The sequence below is a fragment of the Rhodococcus sp. NPDC055112 genome (genome assembly GCF_053607505.1).
Genome location: NZ_JBSGTR010000053.1, coordinates 24,280 through 42,521 on the forward strand (window position 1 = coordinate 24,280; position 18,242 = coordinate 42,521).

Here is an 18,242-nt window from a genome sequence, read left to right on the forward strand (position 1 = left end):
AGGATCACCCGAGCTCACCCGCCCGCTTCGCATGGCCGGCGGCGGTACACACCCTGCCGAGGGTGAGCTGGTGCACCAACTCCTCGAGCTCGGCGACGAACGCCGCTTCACCTGCGCGTCCGACCACCGTGCGCGAGACCTGCGAGAACATCTCCACCGACGCCAGCGAGTCCCCGCCTAGGGCGAAGAAATCCGAATCCGCGCGCAGGGTGCTCACGTCGACCATCAGGACCTTCGCCCAGATCGCGGCGATCTCGTCCTCGATCCGCCGGTCGGACCCGGCCGACCCGGGGCCCCTCGCGGTGTCGATCGCCTGCTCCTGGCTCACCGTGTCGGCGACGCTCAGTCCCGCACTGTCGAGCTTCCCGTTGGCGGTCAGGGGAATCTCGTCCACGATGTGGATCTCGGCCGGGATCATGTACGCGGGCACCTTCTGCGCCAGGAAGTCCCGGAGTTGCTGTGCAAACTGGTCGCTCCTCGGGCTCCGCTCCTGCCCATGCTGCGCACCCGTCTCGGCACCTTCAACCACGTACGCGGCCAGGACGTTGTCGCCGCGCTCCGCGCGCCGGACTGCCGCCACCGCGGCCCTGCCGACCAGGGGATGCTGCTCGATGGCGGCCTGGACCTCACCGGGCTCCACGCGATTGCCCCTGATCTTCACCTGACTGTCGACACGACCGGCGAACTCGAGCACACCACCGGGAAGTCGGCGGGCGAGGTCACCGGTCCGGTAGCACCGCTCGCCCGTCGAGAGGGTGACGAAGCGTTCGGCGGTGACGTCCGGCCGGTTCAGGTATCCGCGCGCCACCTGGGGGCCGCCGAAGTACAGCTCACCGATCTCGCCGTCGGGCACCGGCAGGCGATCCGGGCCGAGCAGATGAACCGTGGTGTCCGCGGCAGGCCCGCCGATCGGCACCGGCTGGGGTTCGGCCGACGGCTCGTCGTCGAGCACAAGGGCGGTACACACGATCGACATCTCCGCGGGTCCGTAGCTGTTGAGCAGCCGGCAGTCCGGGCCGAACAGTTCGCGGGCACGCGCGGCCAGCGGCCCGTGCAGCGCTTCGCCTCCGATGCTGACCGCCCGCATCCCCACGGGCCGCAGGTCCAGCCGGACCATCACCTCGAGCAGACTCGGCGTCGCCATCATCGTGTTCACCGTGGAACCGTCGAGCATCTCGGACAAGACCAGGTGATTGATCTCGTCCGGAACCATCACCACCGCACCGCCGCTGAGCAGCGGGAGCAGCAGCGCCGCGCACGCCATGTCCGCCGCCTGCGTGTGATAGTGCGCGTAGCGGGTCTCGGGCCCGAGCCGGTACCAGTCGGTCGCCGAGCGCATCAGGTTCACGATGCCCCGGTGTTCGACCTGGACGCCCTTGGGCCGTCCCGTCGAACCCGAGGTGTAGGTGACGTAGACCAGGTCGTCGGCAGTGGCGAGATCCGGCAACTTGTCGGCGCCGGCATGCGGCAGGTCGTCGACCACCAGGACGTCGGTTTCGCCGAACGCGGCTCGCCCCTTCGACGCGCGCTCGGTCACGCAGTGGCGCACACCGGAATCCGCGAGGATTCCGAGAATCCGCTCGTCCGGGTGCTTGGGGTCGAGCGCGAGAAAAGCGGCGCCCGCCTTGAGGATTCCCAGATGTCCCACCACGGCGTCGAGCGACCGCCGCGCCAGCACTGCGACGACGTCGCCGTGCTGCACGCCCCGACCGCGCAGTTCCGCGGCCACCACGTCGGCACGAGCGTCGAGTTCCGCATAGCTGAGCTGACCGTTCGGGCCGATCGCGGCAGGCGCGTCCGGCGCGCTCTTGACCAGATCGTCGAAGATGCTCGTCACCGTTCGCCCCGGCCGGTCGGCCTGCGCCCCCATCGGCCCCGGCTGCACCTGCGCTCCGAGTGCCGTGGCGATATCGTCCAGCAGTCGCTCGAGTCGGGACGCGATCCCCGCACCGTTGCGGCAGGAGACCACGAGTTCGGTTCGCCCGCGGGCCTCGAGCACCGCGATCGAGAGCGGCACCATGCCCGTGTGGACCGGCAGGCCCCACACGTCCGTGGCGGCGAATCCGGGGAAGCTCAATTCGTCGAGATCGACTGTCCCCGTGTGCGAGACGATCGCCGATACCAGGTTTCCACCGGTACGGGCGCCGATGGACATGCCCGCGCGCAGGATGGACCGCGCCATCCACACCGGCATCTGCTGCAGCCCACCGTTGTTCATCTCACCGAGCTCTCGGGACTCCACCATCCCGCGCAGCAGTTGGGCGTGGATGCGCGACCACCCGTCCCCCGGCGTCGCGTCGAGGAACAGCGGCAGTGCCAGGTTGGCCGTCGACCGCAGGCCTTTGTCGTGCCGACGCAGATCGACGGGGATCATGATCCGGGTCTTGCCCCCGACCGCCGCCGTGATCAGCTCGGCGATCCGGGCGACCACCGCGGGCGAGGTCCCCTCCACGGTGCGCCTGCGCCAGAGGAAGTCCGACTCGCCGGGGGCCGGGCGGGCCCGCCCGAACGGCGAACGCGCGGTGGGGATCAGCGCGGTCGGCTTGCCGTCGATCCCGAGCGACTGGACGAGGCTGTGGTCGGCGATCGCGTCCCGCGCCCCGACCGTCCGTTCACCGCGCAGCAGGCGGAACACCTCGGACGCCCACAGATGCAGACCTTTACCGTCCATCACCCCATGAAAAGCCCTGAACACCAATGTGTTCCGAGCGTCTCCTAGCAGCAGGACCTCACAGGTCGGTCCGTGTTCGGGGTCGAGCGGACGACTCAGCATCGGATGGTCGTCGAGCTGGGCGTCCACCAACGAGTGTTCCGTGGCCACCACCACAGGGGGCGCGATGCCGCTGTCCACCCAGCGCTCGCCACGCCGCACGAGCCGGGCACCGGGGCAGGCTTCGGACGCGCCTGCCACCGCGACCGCGAGGTCCCGCTCGTCGACCGAGCCCGTCCCCTGGATCACCAACTGGATGGCGAAGGGCGGGGCCAGCGTCTGCATCGCCAGATACAGACGCTCGGTGGGTGAGATCGGTCGTTCGAAAAGGGGCACAACGGAAGACAACGTCGCTCCTAGCCAGGGGGGTGCCGGAATAGTAACGGTTCGGCGGTGACTCTGCATGGGGGTTGGCCGAGTCGGCTCCCGACAAACAAAAAGTGGGACCCGCCCCGACCTGGGGCTGGTCCCACTTCCCGCTTTGTGCAGCCTCCGCTATCGGCTGGCCTTCTGCATGTTCTCGTCGAGCGCACCGAGGAATTCCTCGGTGGTGAGGTAGCCCTGGTCGCCGCCGACGAGGGACGCGAGGTCCTTGGTCATCTGACCGCCCTCGACGGTCTTGATGACGACGTCCTCGAGCTGCTGCGCGAACGCGATCACCTCGGGGGTGTTGTCCAGCTTGCCGCGGTGCTCGAGACCCCGGGTCCACGCGAAGATGGACGCGATGGGGTTCGTCGAGGTGGGCTTGCCCTGCTGGTGCTGGCGGAAGTGCCGGGTGACGGTGCCGTGCGCGGCCTCCGCCTCACAGGTCTTTCCGTCCGGCGTCAGCAGCACCGACGTCATCAGGCCGAGCGAGCCGAAGCCCTGGGCGACGGTGTCCGACTGGACGTCGCCGTCGTAGTTCTTGCAGGCCCAGACGTAGCCGCCCTCCCACTTGAGCGCGGAAGCGACCATGTCGTCGATGAGGCGGTGCTCGTAGGTCAGGCCCGCCGCGTCGAACTCGGACTTGAACTCGGTCTCGTAGACGCTCTGGAAGATGTCCTTGAACGCGCCGTCGTAGGCCTTGAGGATGGTGTTCTTCGTGGAGAGGTACACCGGGTAGTTCTGCTGCAGGCCGTAGTTGAGCGAGGCCCGCGCGAAGTCCTCGATGGACTTGGTGAAGTTGTACTGCCCCTGGACGACGCCGCCGCCGTCGGGGAAGTTCACCAGCTCGTGCTCGATCGGCTCGCTGCCGTCCTCGGGCGTGTAGGTGATCATCACCTTGCCGGGACCGGGCACCTTGAAGTCGGTGGCGCGGTACTGGTCGCCGAACGCGTGACGGCCGATGATGATCGGCTTGGTCCAGCCCGGAACCAGTCGCGGAACGTTCGAGATGATGATCGGCGCGCGGAAGATCGTGCCGCCGAGGATGTTGCGGATGGTCCCGTTGGGGGAACGCCACATCTTCTTGAGGCCGAACTCCTCGACGCGAGCCTCGTCCGGCGTGATCGTCGCGCACTTGACGCCGACGCCGTGCTTCTTGATCGCGTTCGCGGCATCGATCGTGACCTGGTCATCGGTCTTGTCGCGGTACTCGATACCGAGGTCGTAGTACTCGAGATTCACATCCAGGTACGGATGGATCAGTTTGTCCTTGATGAACTGCCAGATAATGCGGGTCATCTCATCGCCGTCGAGTTCGACGACGGTGCCTTCAACCTTGATCTTGGACATGTGGTATTCGCGTCCTCCTAGGAAGTTTCCCCTGGTCACACGGCTCGGGCCCCGCTTTGTGAGCGAGACCACGAACGACTCAATCAGTAATCTATACAACACGCACGAACCGGGTCGATCCGCACCAAACAAGACGAGCGTACTGCTAACCGACTCGGGCGCAACCGCTGGCCCGGCATGGGCGAACCTACCGATCGGTAGCTTTGCGCAGCTCAAACGCGGATTCGGGCCGTGACCTCGGCGCCGATTCCGCCGAACTCTGGCCAACCCGGTTCCGACGGAGTGTGATGAGTGGGCGGACGTCATCGAGGGGAGATCGAGATGACCGAACGTGCCGACGCCGGTCCGCGACCGGTCCGCGCCCCGCGCGGCAACACCCTGTCCTGCCGGGGGTGGCAGCAGGAGGGCGCCCTCCGGATGCTGATGAACAACCTGGACCCGGAAGTCGCCGAGCGCCCCGACGACCTCGTCGTCTACGGCGGCACCGGCCGCGCCGCCCGCAACTGGGCGGCGTACGACGCGATCGTGCGGACGCTGCGGACGCTGGCCGACGACGAGACGCTGCTCGTGCAGTCCGGCAAGCCGGTCGGGGTGCTGCGCACCAACGAATGGGCGCCGAGGGTCCTGATCGCCAACTCCAACCTGGTCGGCGACTGGGCGAACTGGGAGGAGTTCCGCCGACTCGAGGCGCTCGGCCTGATCATGTACGGCCAGATGACCGCAGGCTCCTGGATCTACATCGGCAGCCAGGGCATCCTGCAGGGCACCTACGAGACGTTCGGCGCTGTCGCCCGCAAGAGGTTCGGGGGCTCGCTGGCGGGCACGATCACCCTGACCGCGGGACTGGGCGGCATGGGCGGGGCGCAACCGCTGGCGGTGACCATGAACGGCGGCGTCGCGATCTGTGTCGAGTGCGACCCGGACCGGATCAATCGCCGCATCGCGCATCACTACCTCGACGCGAAGACCGAGAGCGTCGAGTCGGCGCTGGAGATGGCCGTCCTCGCCCGTCACGAGGGCCGCCCGCTGTCGATCGGGCTGCTCGGCAACGCGGCCGAGGTGGTACCGCGACTGCTCGCGATGAACGCGCCGATCAACGTCGTCACCGATCAGACCTCCGCCCACGACCCGCTGAGCTATCTGCCGATCGGGATGGCCGTCGAGGACTGGCACCGGATGGCCGAGAAGGACCCCGACTGGTTCACCACCGAGGCCCGCGAGTCGATGGCCGCGCACGTCGAGGCCATGGTCGGGTTCATGGACGCGGGCGCCGAGGTCTTCGACTACGGCAACTCGATCCGCGACGAGGCCCGGCGCGGCGGCTGCGACCGGGCGTTCGATTTCCCCGGCTTCGTGCCCGCGTACATCCGCCCCCTGTTCGAGGAGGGCCGTGGCCCCTTCCGCTGGGCCGCGCTGTCCGGTGACCCCGCCGACATCGCGGCGACCGATCGGGCCGTCGTCGACCTGTTCCCTGACGACGAACACCTGCGCCGCTGGATCACGCTGGCGGGCGAGAAGGTCCGGTTCGAGGGACTGCCCGCGCGCATCTGCTGGCTCGGCTACGGCGAACGCCACCGGGCCGGGCTGAGGTTCAACGAGATGGTCGCGTCCGGCGAGGTGTCCGCGCCGCTGGCCATCGGCCGCGACCACCTCGACGCCGGCTCGGTGGCGTCCCCGTACCGGGAAACCGAATCGATGGCCGACGGATCGGATGCCATCGCCGACTGGCCGCTGCTCAACGCGCTGGTCAACACGGCATCCGGTGCGTCATGGGTGTCCATCCACCAGGGCGGCGGCGTCGGCATGGGCCGGTCCGTCCACGCCGGCCAGGTGTGCATCGCCGACGGCACCGAACTGGCAGCACGCAAGCTCGAGCGGGTGCTCACCAACGACCCGGCCACCGGCGTCATCCGGCACGTCGACGCCGGCTACCACCGCGCGGCCGAGGCGGCGGCCGCACGCGGCCTGCGCATCCCGATGTGGGAGGGCTAGCACCGTGGGGATCAGCCCCTGGGTGGTCATCGACAACATCGGCACCCTGGTCACCAACGACCAGGAGGCCGGCGAGGGCAGGCTCGGGCTCATTCGCGGCGCCGCCATGGTGCTGGGTGACGGCGTCATCCAGTGGGTTGGCACGCATGCCCGCATCCCAGAGGGCAGCGCGGACGCCACCGTCGACCTCGACGGCCGGGCGGCGCTGCCCGGGTTCGTCGACTGCCACTCGCATCTCGTCTTCGGCGGCGAACGGGCCGAGGAGTTCGCGGCCAGGATGGCGGGCACCGCCTACGCCGCGGGCGGCATCCGCACCACCGTCGCGGCGACCCGCCGCGCGACGGACTCCGAGCTGAGCGCGAACGCCGCGCGACTGGTGGCCGAGTCCGTCCGCTCGGGCACCACGACGATCGAATGCAAGTCGGGATACGGGCAGTCGGTCGTCGACGAACTGCGGAGCCTCGAGGTGGCCGCGGAGGTCACGCCCGAGACGACGCTGCTGGCCGCGCACCTGACCCCGCCCGAGTTCGACGGCGACACCGATGCGTACGTGCGGATGGTGTGTGCGGAGATGATCCCGGCGTGCGCGCCGAACGCCAGGTGGATCGACGTGTTCTGCGAGACGGGGGCATTCGACGAGTACCAGTCGCGAGCGGTACTCGAGGCGGGCATCGCCGCCGGCCTCACGGCGCGGGTGCACGGCAACCAGCTCGGCCCCGGTCCTGGGGTCCGGCTCGCCGTCGAGCTGGGTGCCGCCTCGGTCGATCACGTCAATTTCGTGACCGGCGAGGACGTCGAGGCGCTGGCGTCGGGAGAGACGGTCGCGACGCTGCTGCCCTGCGCCGACTTCTCCACCCGCAACCGGTATCCCGATGCCAGGACCCTGCTCGATGCCGGTGTCACCGTTGCACTCGCCGCTGACTGCAACCCCGGCACGAGCTACACGACGAGCATTCCGTTGTGCATCGCACTGGCGGTCCGCGAGATGCACATGAGCCCGGACGAGGCCGTCTGGGCCGCGACGGCCGGCGGCGCTGTGGCGCTGCGGCGCAACGACATCGGGCGCATCCGGGTAGGGGCCAGGGCCGACCTGATCGCGCTGGACGCGCCCTCGCACCTGCACCTGGCGTACCGGCCGGGTGTGCCGCTGGTTCACGAGGTGTGGAAGGACGGGTATCGACGATGACGAAGGTGGACCTCATGCCCGGGTCCTGGTCGGGACGCGACGACGGTTCCGGGCCCGCGCACCTGCGCTGGCATTCGGCGATGTCCGCTTTCCACGCCGACATCGAGCCAGGGGCAACGGTTCTGGTGGGCTTCCGCAGCGACGAGGGCGTACGGCGGAACAAGGGACGACCGGGGGCGGCGAGGGGTCCGACCGCCCTGCGCCACGCGCTCGCGTCGATGGCACTCGCCACGCCGATCCGGGTTTTCGACGCGGGCGATGTGGCGGTCGCAGTCGGTCATCTCGAGGACGGCCAACGGCGACTCGGTGACGTGGTGACCGGGCTGCTCGACGCCGGCCATTTCGTTGCGGTGCTCGGCGGCGGGCACGAGGTGGCCTACGGGAGCTATCTCGGACTGTCGAATTCCGCGGCGGCCACGTCGGGCGCGCGACTCGGGGTGCTGAACCTGGACGCGCACTTCGATCTTCGCGACGATCCCGCGCCGAGCTCCGGGACACCCTTCCTGCAGATGGCCGACGCCGAGACGGAACGGGGGCGCCTGCTGAACTACGCGGTGCTGGGCATCGCGCAGCCGAGCAACACCGCGGCGCTGTTCGCGCGCGCCGTATCACTCGGCGTGCGATACCTCCTCGACGACGACTGCGGCGCGGCGAACCTGCCCGCGGTCGAGTCGTTCGTCGACGAGTTCCTCAGGACGGCGGACCTGGTGCACCTGACCATCGACCTCGACGTCCTGCCCGCATCCGTCGCACCCGGCGTCAGCGCCCCCGCGGCGTTCGGGGTACCGCTCGAGGTGGTCCAGCGGGTGTGCGACATCGTCGCGCGCAGTGGCAAACTCGCGCTGCTCGACGTCGCGGAACTCAATCCGAAGCTCGACTTCGACAACCGGACCGCACGAACCGCGGCGCGGCTGATCCACCGAGTCGTCACCTGGCGGGCGCCGCCCGCCGAGGCCTAGTCGACTTCGGGTTTCCGCTCGGACCACTTGGCCATCCAGCTCGCGTTCTCCGCCGAGATCGCGCCCTCACAGTCGTCGACGAAGGCATTCCACGCGGCCGGGTCGGTGGGCGATCCGCTTGTCCGCCACTCGTTCACGCGCCTGCCCAGCCGACCCGCACAGGCGGAGTAGCTCATCGCGAGGTAGTCGTATCTACTGCCGGCCCGGTGTGCCGCAACCGCTCCCCCGAGCGTCGTCAGCACGGCCACCCACGGTGCGACGCCGGATGACGGCGGGCCGCCGGCCGAGGTGCCTGCGTCGCCGGCGAGAACCGTGACGACGGCGGCGACGCTCGCGGTCGCCACGCTCAACCCGAGCGCCAACCGTCGCAGGCGCCTGGCCCGCCCCGCGTACTCGCGAGCCCGAGGTCGGTAGTACTCGGTGATCTGGCCCTGCACCCGATCCCGGACGTAGTCCCTCGGTGCCATGGGTCCGGGAACCACCGCGTTGCCGACCTCCGCTTTGTCATCGTCGATCTCGGCGACGTGGGCCAAGAGGTCCTCGACGGCCTCCTCGATCTCCGCGACCTCCGCTGCCAGTCGCGCGGGCGCGTCCGTGCCGTCGAAGGGAGCCGCCCCTGCCCGAAACCTCAGTACCAGTTGCTTGATGCCCTCCGAGGCGGCCCTGGCCCTGGTCCAGCGACGGACCGCGTCGGGCGTGAGCAGGAAGGCCGTCACGACGGTCGCGACGGCCAGGCAAACCGCGCCGAAAGCCGCCACAGGAACCCTGGCCACGCCGGCCGTCCCCAGGAAGGTCGCGGTCAGCGTCGCTGCGATCGCGCCCCCGGCGCCGAGATAGAGCACGGCCGCGCGGGCGACGTCGATACGCCGCTTGAAATGGTCGGCCACGCGGGACCAGCGAACGCGTGTCGCCCAGATCGAGGCGACCAGATCTTCCTCATCGCTCGTCGCGCGCTCGCTCGGCAGGGCACGGGAAACAGCCATGACGACCACCTCGTTCACAACGACAGTCGGGTTCGCCCGCGTACCCATCCTGTGCCCCCTGCGCCGCGCGGTCACGAGTAGTCGGCTACCCGATACCGGTCGACTCAGGCCAGCTGCCCGATCACGGTCTCGGCGCTGCGGAGCAGCGCACCCGAGGCCGCCAGCTCGACCGCGGCCCCGATCTCGGGCGCGAGGAACCGGTCGGGGCCGGGGCCCCCGACGTGGACCCGGATCGCGTCGCGCACGGCAGCGGTCGCCGGTGCCGGCTCGAGCGGGGCCCGCAGGTCCAGGCCGCGGGCGGCGGTCAGCGCCTCGATGGCGAGCACCCGGGTGAGCCCGTCGATCGACCGTCGGAGCTTGCGCGCGGCCGACCATCCCATCGACACGTGGTCCTCCTGCATCGCCGAGGACGGGATCGAATCCACGCTCGCCGGTGCCGCCAGCCGCTTGAGCTCGGAGACGATCGCGGCCTGGGTGTACTGCGCGATCATGTGCCCGCTGTCCACGCCGGGGTCGCCTGCCAGGAACGGCGGCAGCCCGTGACTGCGCGCGGTGTCGAGGAACCGATCGGTTCGGCGCTCGCTCATGCTCGCGAGGTCGGCGACGACGATCGCGAGGAAGTCGAGCACGTAAGCCACCGGCGCCCCGTGGAAGTTTCCGTTGGACTCGACCCGGCCGTCGAGGGTCACCACCGGGTTGTCGATGGCGCTCGCGAGCTCACACGCCGCGACCCATTCGGCGTGGGCAAGGGTGTCCCGGGCGGCGCCTGCGACCTGCGGCGCGCACCGCAGCGAGTAGGCGTCCTGGACCACCGTGCAGTCCGGGGTGGCGTGGCTGGCGACGATCTCCGAGCCCGCCAGCAGCCGGACCATGTTCGCCGCCGCGGTGGCCTGCCCGGGATACGGGCGCAACGCGTTCAGGTCCGCGGCGAACACCTTGTCCGTGCCGAGCAGCCCCTCGACGCTCATCGCCGCGGTGACGTCGGCCAGCGGCAACAACCGGTGCAGGTCATCGCAGGCGAGCACCAGCATGCCGAGCATCCCGTCGGTGCCGTTGATGAGCGCGAGGCCCTCCTTCTCCTCGAGGACCAACGGGTGGATCCCGGCCGCGGCCAGTGCGCCTGCGGCGGGCAGGTGCTCCCCGGCGGCGTCCCGGACCAGGCCCTCCCCCGTCACCGCGAGCGCGACGTGGGCGAGCGGCGCCAGGTCACCCGAGCAGCCGAGGCTGCCGAACTCGGGAACCACGGGCGTGATCCCCGCCGACAGCAGCGCGGCGTAGGTGTGCGCCACCTCCGGCCGTGCCCCGGTGCGACCGGTCGCCAGCGTGGCCAGGCGCAGCAGCATCATCGCGCGCACCACTTCGCGCTCGACCTCAGGACCGCTCCCCGCGGCGTGCGAACGGATGAGGCTGCGCTGCAGCTGGGCGCGCAGCTCCGGCGGGATGTGCCGGGTGGCGAGCGCACCGAAACCGGTGGACACGCCGTACACCGGACCGAAGTCCCGCGCGAGTGCCTCGATGTGCGCCCTGGTTGCCGCCATGGCCGACACCGCCTGATCGGACAGCAGCACCGGGGCGCCGGAACGGGCGACGTGCAGCACCTGGCCGGGCGTCAGCGGGGCGACGCCGACCACGACCGGTTCGGGATTGTCCACCGCGGGCTCCTCCGTCGGGAAGCGAGCTGCTGCTCACATCCTCCCGCCGAATCGGTCGCGGCGCGGGGAAATCACCGTCAGGACGCCTGATGCACCAGTTCCGGCTCCGATTCCGGCGGCGGACGGACGAAGCGGAAGTAGGCGAGGGTGAGCAGGATCAGCCACACGGCCCCGACCACCAGTGCCACCCTGGTGTCCGCGTAGAAGGCGAGGACTGCGATCACGAAGACCAGGAAGGCGATCGCCAACATCTGCCCGTAGGGCCAGAACGGCACCGGGAACTTCAGCTCCGCCGCCTCCGCCGGATCCATCCGCTGCCGGGAGCGGTAGTGCGAGAGCAGGATCATCAGCCAGACGAAGATCGTGGCGAAGGTGGCGATGGAGGCGATCACGAGAAAGACGGACTCCGGGATCGCGTAGTTCAACAGCACCCCGACCAGCAGGGCCACGACCATGATGACCACCGTCATCCACGGCACGCCGTTGCGCGAGACCCGCCGCATGATCGCGGGCGCCTGCCCGCGTTGCGCCATGCCGAACATCATCCGGCCCGCACCGAAGATGTCGCTGTTGATCGCCGACAGGGCCGCGGTGATGACCACGATGTTCAGCACCGTCGCCGCCGGTCCGATGCCGAGGCCCTGGAAGATCTGCACGAAGGGACTGCCCTCGGATCCGATGCTCTGCCACGGGTTGATCGCCATGATCACGGCCAGGGTCAGCACATAGAACAGGATGATGCGCACCGGGACGGTGTTGATCGCGCGGGGAATCGTGCGCTCCGGGTCCTCGGCCTCGCCCGCCGTGACACCGATGATCTCGGTGCCACCGAAGGCGAACATCACGATCGCGAAACAGCCGACGAAGCCGCCGAACCCGGTGGCGAAGAACCCGCCGTCGGACCACAGGTTGCTCACTCCGGTGCCGGTGTCGTGGACCCCGAACCCGAAGATCAGGATCGCGACGCCCGCGGCGATCATCGCCACGATGGCCGCCACCTTGACCAGCGTGAACCAGAACTCGAGCTCGCCGAACACCTTGACGCTGAGGAGATTGATCGCGCCGATGAAGAAGACGATCGCCAGGACCCAGATCCACCGCGGCACGTCGGGGAACCAGAACCCCATGTAGACGCCGAACGCGGTCACGTCCGCGAGGCACACCACGATCATCTCGAACGTGTACGTCCACCCCGTCATGAACCCGGCCAGCGGCCCGAGGTGCTTGCTCGCGTACTCGCCGAACGAGCCCGAGACGGGATTGCTCACGGCCATCTCGCCGAGCGCCCGCAGCACGAGGTACACCGCCAGGCCGCCGATCAGGTAGGCCAGCAGCACGGACGGACCGGCCTGCTCGATCGCCGCGGCGGAGCCGTAGAAGAGGCCCGTGCCGATGGCGGAGCCGAGCGCGATGAATCGGATGTGCCGGGCGGTGAGACCTCGGGTCAGCGCCGTGGCGGCGGCTTTCACTATCGGTCTCCCTGCGAGCTACTCGAAACTCGGGCGATGCCCGGACTTGATGATTGCGACCCGCAGCCTAGCCCTGTAATGCAGGTCACCCGCTGTCGCCGGGTCCATGGCGGCGCCTCCGCCACACCGAAACGCCGCCCTCGCTTTCGACCGCTCGACCCGAGCCGCTAATATCGAGGGCGGTCATGAGTGCCAGCATCAAGCCCCGGCTAGCTGGTCGGCAACCCTCCATCCGCGGTGGGGTGCCCCGGGTGATGACCGGGTTGTCCGAGAAACAGTTCGGATGACAAGCGCGGGTCCGTCGGGACGGACCCACAAACCGGGCCACGACCCACCGGAGGTTCACCATGTGTTGTTGTCGCAGATAGGACCCAGTCTTGCCCCCTGGCGCCTGAGCTGCGCCGATCTCCCCCAATTTCTTGGAGTAGACAACACATGAGCGAGAACACCCCCGTCACCGACCCGACCGCTGCCTGGAGCTTCGAGACCAAGCAGATCCACGCGGGCCAGACGTCCGATGCGACGACCAACGCCCGCGCGCTGCCGATCTACCAGACAACGTCGTACACGTTCAACAACACCGATCACGCGGCGGCGCTGTTCGGGCTGGCCGAGCCGGGCAACATCTACACCCGGATCATGAACCCGACCCAGGACGCGGTCGAGCAGCGGATCGCCTCGCTCGAGGGAGGCGTGGCGGCGCTCCTGCTGGCCTCGGGGCAGGCCGCCGAGACGTTCGCCATCCTCAACCTGGCCGAGGCGGGCGACCACATCGTCTCCAGCCCGCGCCTGTACGGCGGCACCTACAACCTCTTCCACTACACGCTGCCCAAGCTCGGCATCACGGTCAGCTTCGTGGAGGACCCCGACAACCTCGAGCAGTGGCGCGCGGCCATCCAGCCGAACACCAAGGCCTTCTTCGGCGAGACCATCTCCAACCCGAAGAACGACGTCTTCGACATCCCCGGCGTCTCGGCGGTGGCGCACGAGAACGGCATCCCGCTGATCGTGGACAACACGGTCGCCACCCCGTACCTGATCCGGCCGCTCGAGCACGGCGCGGACATCGTGGTGCACTCGGCGACCAAGTACCTCGGCGGGCACGGCACGGCGATCGCCGGCGTCATCGTCGACGGCGGCAATTTCGACTGGACCCAGGGCAGGCACACGAACTTCACCACGCCCGATCCCAGCTACCACGGTGCGGTGTTCGCCGACCTCGGCGCGCCCGCGTTCGCACTCAAGGCCCGCGTGCAACTCCTGCGCGACGTGGGCGCAGCGGTCTCGCCGTTCAACGCCTTCCTCATCAGCCAAGGCCTGGAGACGCTGAGCCTGCGCATCGAGCGGCACGTCGAGAACGCGCAGCGGGTCGCCGAGTTCCTGCAGGCCCGCCCCGAGGTCACCTCGGTCGCATACGCCGGACTGCCCTCGTCGCCCTGGTACGAGCGCGGCCAGAAGCTCGCCCCGAAGGGTGCGGGCGCGATCGTGGCGTTCGAGCTGGCCGGTGGGGTCGACGCGGGCAAGAACTTCGTCAACGCCCTCACCCTGCACAGCCACGTCGCCAACATCGGCGACGTGCGTTCGCTCGTCATCCACCCCGCCTCCACGACGCACTCGCAGCTGACCCCCGAGGAGCAGCTGGCATCGGGCGTGACCCCGGGCCTGGTGCGGCTCGCGGTCGGCATCGAGGGCATCGACGACATCCTGGCCGATCTCGAGGCCGGTCTCGCGGCGGCGGCATCTTGACAGTGCGCTCCGAGTCAGACGCCCGTTCGGCGCGGCCTCCGCGGGGAGCTCTACCGGCCCTCGCGGGGTTCCCGCCGCCGAACGGGCGGCTGACGGGCATCGGCATCGGCCCGCTGGAGCTGGAGAGCGGTGTCGTCCTGCCCGATGTCACCCTCGCCGTGCAGGCGTGGGGTGAGCCGAACGCCGACCTCGACAACATCGTGCTCGTCGAGCACGCGCTGACCGGCGACTCACACGTCTCCGGTCCCGTCGACGACGAGCACCCGTCGCCGGGCTGGTGGAACGGCATGATCGGCCCCGGCGCCCCCATCGACACCAACGAATGGTGCGTACTGGCCACCAACGTCCTCGGCGGCTGCCGGGGCACCACCGGACCCGCCTCGCTCGACCCGGACGGCCGGGCGTGGGGATCACGCTTTCCGGAGATCTCCATACGCGACCAGGTCCAGGCGGAACTCGCGCTGGCCGACCTGCTCGGCATCGACCGATTCGCGGCTGTGGTCGGCGGCTCGATGGGCGGCATGCGGACCCTGGAATGGACCGTCGGCCACCCGGGCCGCGTCCGGTCCGCCCTGATCCTGGCGGTCGGGGCACGGGCGACCGCGGACCAGATCGGTACCCAGACCACCCAGATCGCCGCGATCACCGCCGACCCCGACTGGCAGGGCGGCGACTATCACGGCACGGGACGGGTGCCACGCACCGGACTCGGGATCGCCCGACGGATCGCGCACCTGACCTACCGCACCGAGGACGAACTCGACACCCGGTTCGGCAACGCCACCCAACCGGGCGAGGACACCTGGCACGGCGGCCGGTACGCGGTGGAGAGCTACCTCGAACACCAGGCCGACAAGCTGGTCGCCCGCTTCGACCCGGGCACCTACGTGCTGCTCACCGAGGCGATGAACCGTCACGACGTCGGCCGCGGCCGCGGTGGCATCGAGGCCGCCCTGGCCTCGACGCCGGTCCCGGTGATCGTCGGCGGCGTGGACTCCGACCGTCTCTACCCACTGCGGCAGCAGGAGGAACTCGCCGAGCATCTGCCCGGGTGCGACGGCCTGCGCGTGGTGAACTCCCGATACGGGCACGACGGCTTCCTCACCGAGGCCGATTGGGTCACCAAGCTGCTCGGTGAGACCATGGCGCTGGCCAGGGCCGGCCGTGCCTCCGCCGAGTAGGGCGATTCTCAACAGCGCCGAACCTATTTTCATTATCACCGTTTTTGTGAGCGCGGTGTCGCTACCATCTGCGCCGTGCGCTCGACTGTGATCCACCCCGTTTCGACCCCGCTCCCGCTACCGGCTCACCTGACGACGGTCGTACCGACATCGGACACCCGGCCGCTCGACGTCTTTCCCCCGACGGACGGTGCCCTGGTCACGATAGGCATCGGCTCGCTCCGACTCGAGGGCGGCGACGTGCTGCCGGACGTCACCGTCGCCCTACAGTGCTGGGGCACCCCGAGCCCGACACTCGACAACATCGTGCTCGTCGAGCACGCACTGACCGGCGACTCACACGTCACCGGCCCCACCGACGACGAGCACCCGTCGCCCGGCTGGTGGAACGGCATGGTCGGCCCCGGCGCCCCCATCGACACCGACGAATGGTGCGTGCTCGCCACCAACGTCCTCGGCGGCTGCCGCGGCACCACCGGACCGAGCTCACTCGCACCCGACGGAAAGCCGTGGGGATCACGCTTCCCCCTGATCTCCGTGCGCGACCAGGTCGCGGCGGAGGTCGCCGTGGCCGACGCGCTCGGCATCAGGCAGTTCGCCTCCGTCGTCGGCGGCTCGATGGGCGGCATGCGGGCCCTCGAATGGACGGTCGGCCACCCCGACCGCGTCGGCTCGGCCCTGATCCTGGCGGTCGGCGCCTGCGCAACGGCCGACCAGATAGGTACTCAGACAACGCAGATCGCCGCGATCGCCGCCGACCCCAACTGGCAGGGCGGCGACTACCACGGCACCGGCCGGACCCCGGATGCCGGGCTGAGCATCGCCCGGCGAATCGCGCACCTGACCTATCGCGCCGAGTCGGGTCTCGACGAGAACTTCGGGAATGCACCGCAGCGGGGCGAGGATCCGCGGCGCGGAGGCCGGTACGCCGTGCAGAGTTACCTCGAGTACCAGGCCGACAAGCTGGTCGCCCGCTTCGACGCGGGCACCTACGTGGTCCTCACCGAGGCCATCAACCGGCACGACGTCGGCCGCGGCCGCGGCGGGGTCGCGGCCGCATTGGCGTCGACTCCGGTCCCCGTGATCGTCGGTGGCGTCGACTCGGACAGGTTGTTCCCGCTGCGCCAACTCCAGGAGGTGGCGCAGCACCTGCCGGGCTGCGACGGCCTGCGACTGGTGCGCTCCGCGGACGGCCACGACGGCTTCCTCACCGAGGCCGAATGGGTCACCAAGCTACTCCGCGAGACGCTGGAGTTGGCCCGAATCGACCGCATCGGGGACGCCGCCGGGCAACGGGGGTCACGGCAGCGAAAAGTTTCCGGATTGCCCTCATCCTGGACGCTTGATCGATAACATTTCCGCCGTGTCAACTCCAACGATCAACCTCAGCACCCCCGTCGAGCAGCTCCCGACCGACGCCACCGTGATGGCGGTCATCGCTGAGCCGGTCACCCGCAGCGTCGTCGCGTTTCCGCCGACGGACGGGTGTCTGACCGAGATCAGCATCGGCACGCTCCAGCTGGAGGGCGGTGGCGTTCTGCCGGACGTCACCGTCGCCCTGCAGTGCTGGGGCACCCCGAGCCCGACACTCGACAACATCGTGCTCGTCGAGCACGCACTGACCGGCGACTCACACGTCACCGGCCCCGCCGACGACGAGCACCCGTCGCCGGGCTGGTGGAACGGCATGGTCGGACCCGGTGCCCCCATCGACACCGACGAATGGTGCGTACTCGCCACCAACGTGCTCGGCGGCTGCCGCGGCACCACCGGACCGAGCTCGCTCGCACCCGACGGAAAGCCGTGGGGATCACGCTTCCCCCTGATCTCCGTGCGCGACCAGGTCGCGGCGGAGGTCGCCGTGGCCGACGCGCTCGGCATCAGGCAGTTCGCCTCCGTCGTCGGCGGTTCGATGGGCGGCATGCGCGTCCTCGAATGGACTGTCGGCCACCCCGACCGCGTCGGCTCGGCCCTTGCGCTGGCGATCGGCCCGCGCGCGACCGCGGACCAGATCGGCGGCCAGACCACCCAGATCGACGCCATCACCACGGACCCGAACTGGCAGGGCGGCGACTACCACGGCACCGGCAAGAGCCCGGACTCCGGGCTGAGCATCGCCCGCCGGTTCGCGCACCTGTCGTACCGCGGCGAGGCCGCCCTCGACCTGCAGTTCGAGAACGCGACCCAGCACGGCGAGGACATCTGGCGCGGCGGCCGGTTCGCGGTGCAGAGCTACCTCGAGTACTGCGCGGACAAGCTGGTGACGACCTTCGACGCCGGCTCCTATGTGGTGCTCAGCGAGGCCGTCAGCCGGTACGACGTCGGCCGCGGCCGCGGCGGGATCGCGGCAGCGCTCGGCTCGTGCCAGGTCCCGGTGGTCGTCGGTGCGATCGACTCGGACCGGATCATGCCGCTGCGCCAACTCCAGCAGATGGCGGAGCTGCTGCCGGGCTGTGCCGGCCTGCGGGTGGCGCGGTCCGACGCCGGGCACGACGGCTTCCTCACCGAGGTCTCCTGGGTCACCTCGCTGGTCGACGAGACCTTGACGCTGGCCAGGGCCTGGAGGTGCTCGGTCGCGTCCGCGCGCTCGAGCGCCGCGCGACCGCGCGTCCACAGGTAGAACGCCGCCGCGAGCAGCAGCACGCCGAACG

12 protein-coding genes and 1 riboswitch are annotated in these 18,242 nt (G+C 69.7%); of the genes, 7 read left to right on the plus strand and 5 right to left on the minus strand.

Translation table 11 applies throughout. The features are described 5' to 3' along the window. Window positions 1–4: 4 nt before the first annotated feature. Window positions 5–3,058: a non-ribosomal peptide synthetase gene (locus ACWFRB_RS20260; RefSeq protein WP_452643061.1), complete on the minus strand. Its 3,054-nt coding sequence runs from the start codon at window positions 3,056–3,058 to the stop codon at window positions 5–7. Between the two features lie 147 nt (window positions 3,059–3,205). Next, on the minus strand, window positions 3,206–4,423 hold the full coding sequence (locus ACWFRB_RS20265; RefSeq protein ID WP_452643062.1) for an NADP-dependent isocitrate dehydrogenase: 1,218 nt from the start codon (window positions 4,421–4,423) through the stop codon (window positions 3,206–3,208). 321 nt (window positions 4,424–4,744) lie between these two features. On the opposite strand from ACWFRB_RS20265, the gene hutU reads away from it, so the two are divergent. Genes hutU through hutG form a run of 3 tightly spaced genes read left to right on the plus strand, consistent with a single transcriptional unit; the run spans window position 4,745 to window position 8,560 of the window. Next, the gene (gene hutU / locus ACWFRB_RS20270) at window positions 4,745–6,415 is read left to right on the plus strand and encodes a urocanate hydratase (protein WP_452643063.1); all 1,671 of its coding nucleotides are present in this window, start codon (window positions 4,745–4,747) and stop codon (window positions 6,413–6,415) included. A gap of 10 nt (window positions 6,416–6,425) precedes the next feature. Beyond that, window positions 6,426–7,601, plus strand: coding sequence for an imidazolonepropionase (gene hutI / locus ACWFRB_RS20275; protein ID WP_452643070.1), 1,176 nt, complete (start codon window positions 6,426–6,428; stop codon window positions 7,599–7,601). Then, complete coding sequence (hutG, locus tag ACWFRB_RS20280) at window positions 7,598–8,560, plus strand: formimidoylglutamase (RefSeq protein WP_452643064.1); 963 nt, start codon at window positions 7,598–7,600, stop codon at window positions 8,558–8,560. Before hutI ends, hutG begins: the two co-directional genes overlap by 4 nt. Here the strand turns inward: hutG and ACWFRB_RS20285 are convergent. The 3 genes from ACWFRB_RS20285 to ACWFRB_RS20295 all read right to left on the minus strand — a co-directional run bounded on the left by ACWFRB_RS20285 (window position 8,557) and on the right by ACWFRB_RS20295 (window position 12,664). Then, a complete protein-coding gene (locus ACWFRB_RS20285) occupies window positions 8,557–9,543 on the minus strand; it encodes a DUF4231 domain-containing protein (protein ID WP_452643065.1) in 987 nt (328 codons plus the stop codon). The two genes, hutG and ACWFRB_RS20285, sit on opposite strands and share 4 nt — an antisense overlap. A 104-nt stretch (window positions 9,544–9,647) precedes the next feature. Further along, window positions 9,648–11,195, minus strand: a complete 1,548-nt coding sequence (gene hutH, locus ACWFRB_RS20290) for a histidine ammonia-lyase (RefSeq protein WP_452643066.1) — start codon at window positions 11,193–11,195, stop codon at window positions 9,648–9,650. Between the two features lie 77 nt (window positions 11,196–11,272). Further along, the gene (locus ACWFRB_RS20295; protein ID WP_452643067.1) at window positions 11,273–12,664 is read right to left on the minus strand and encodes an amino acid permease; all 1,392 of its coding nucleotides are present in this window, start codon (window positions 12,662–12,664) and stop codon (window positions 11,273–11,275) included. A 181-nt stretch (window positions 12,665–12,845) separates the two neighbouring features. After that, window positions 12,846–12,963: riboswitch (SAM riboswitch) on the plus strand. Between the two features lie 136 nt (window positions 12,964–13,099). Between ACWFRB_RS20295 and ACWFRB_RS20300 the strand changes: the two genes are divergently transcribed. The 4 genes from ACWFRB_RS20300 (at window position 13,100) to metX (ACWFRB_RS20315) (ending at window position 18,211) form a co-directional block, all read left to right on the plus strand. After that, complete coding sequence (locus ACWFRB_RS20300; RefSeq protein WP_452643068.1) at window positions 13,100–14,410, plus strand: bifunctional o-acetylhomoserine/o-acetylserine sulfhydrylase; 1,311 nt, start codon at window positions 13,100–13,102, stop codon at window positions 14,408–14,410. A 2-nt stretch (window positions 14,411–14,412) separates the two neighbouring features. Beyond that, window positions 14,413–15,591 carry a homoserine O-acetyltransferase MetX gene (gene metX, locus ACWFRB_RS20305; RefSeq protein WP_452643069.1) on the plus strand — a complete coding sequence of 393 codons (1,179 nt, stop codon included), beginning with the start codon at window positions 14,413–14,415 and terminating at the stop codon, window positions 15,589–15,591. A 129-nt stretch (window positions 15,592–15,720) separates the two neighbouring features. After that, on the plus strand, window positions 15,721–16,944 hold the full coding sequence (gene metX, locus ACWFRB_RS20310; RefSeq protein WP_452643071.1) for a homoserine O-acetyltransferase MetX: 1,224 nt from the start codon (window positions 15,721–15,723) through the stop codon (window positions 16,942–16,944). A 73-nt stretch (window positions 16,945–17,017) separates the two neighbouring features. After that, window positions 17,018–18,211, plus strand: a complete 1,194-nt coding sequence (gene metX, locus ACWFRB_RS20315; RefSeq protein WP_452643072.1) for a homoserine O-acetyltransferase MetX — start codon at window positions 17,018–17,020, stop codon at window positions 18,209–18,211. Window positions 18,212–18,242: the final 31 nt, after the last annotated feature.

Coding starts and splice junctions, on each gene's coding strand:
- hutU (WP_452643063.1), top strand. CDS start 4,745: ATGACCGAACGTGCCGACGCCGGTCCGCGACCGGTCCGCGCCCCGCGC.
- ACWFRB_RS20285 (WP_452643065.1), bottom strand. CDS start 9,543: ATGGCTGTTTCCCGTGCCCTGCCGAGCGAGCGCGCGACGAGCGATGAG.
- ACWFRB_RS20300 (WP_452643068.1), top strand. CDS start 13,100: ATGAGCGAGAACACCCCCGTCACCGACCCGACCGCTGCCTGGAGCTTC.
- metX (WP_452643072.1), top strand. CDS start 17,018: ATGGCGGTCATCGCTGAGCCGGTCACCCGCAGCGTCGTCGCGTTTCCG.
- hutG (WP_452643064.1), top strand. CDS start 7,598: ATGACGAAGGTGGACCTCATGCCCGGGTCCTGGTCGGGACGCGACGAC.
- ACWFRB_RS20265 (WP_452643062.1), bottom strand. CDS start 4,423: ATGTCCAAGATCAAGGTTGAAGGCACCGTCGTCGAACTCGACGGCGAT.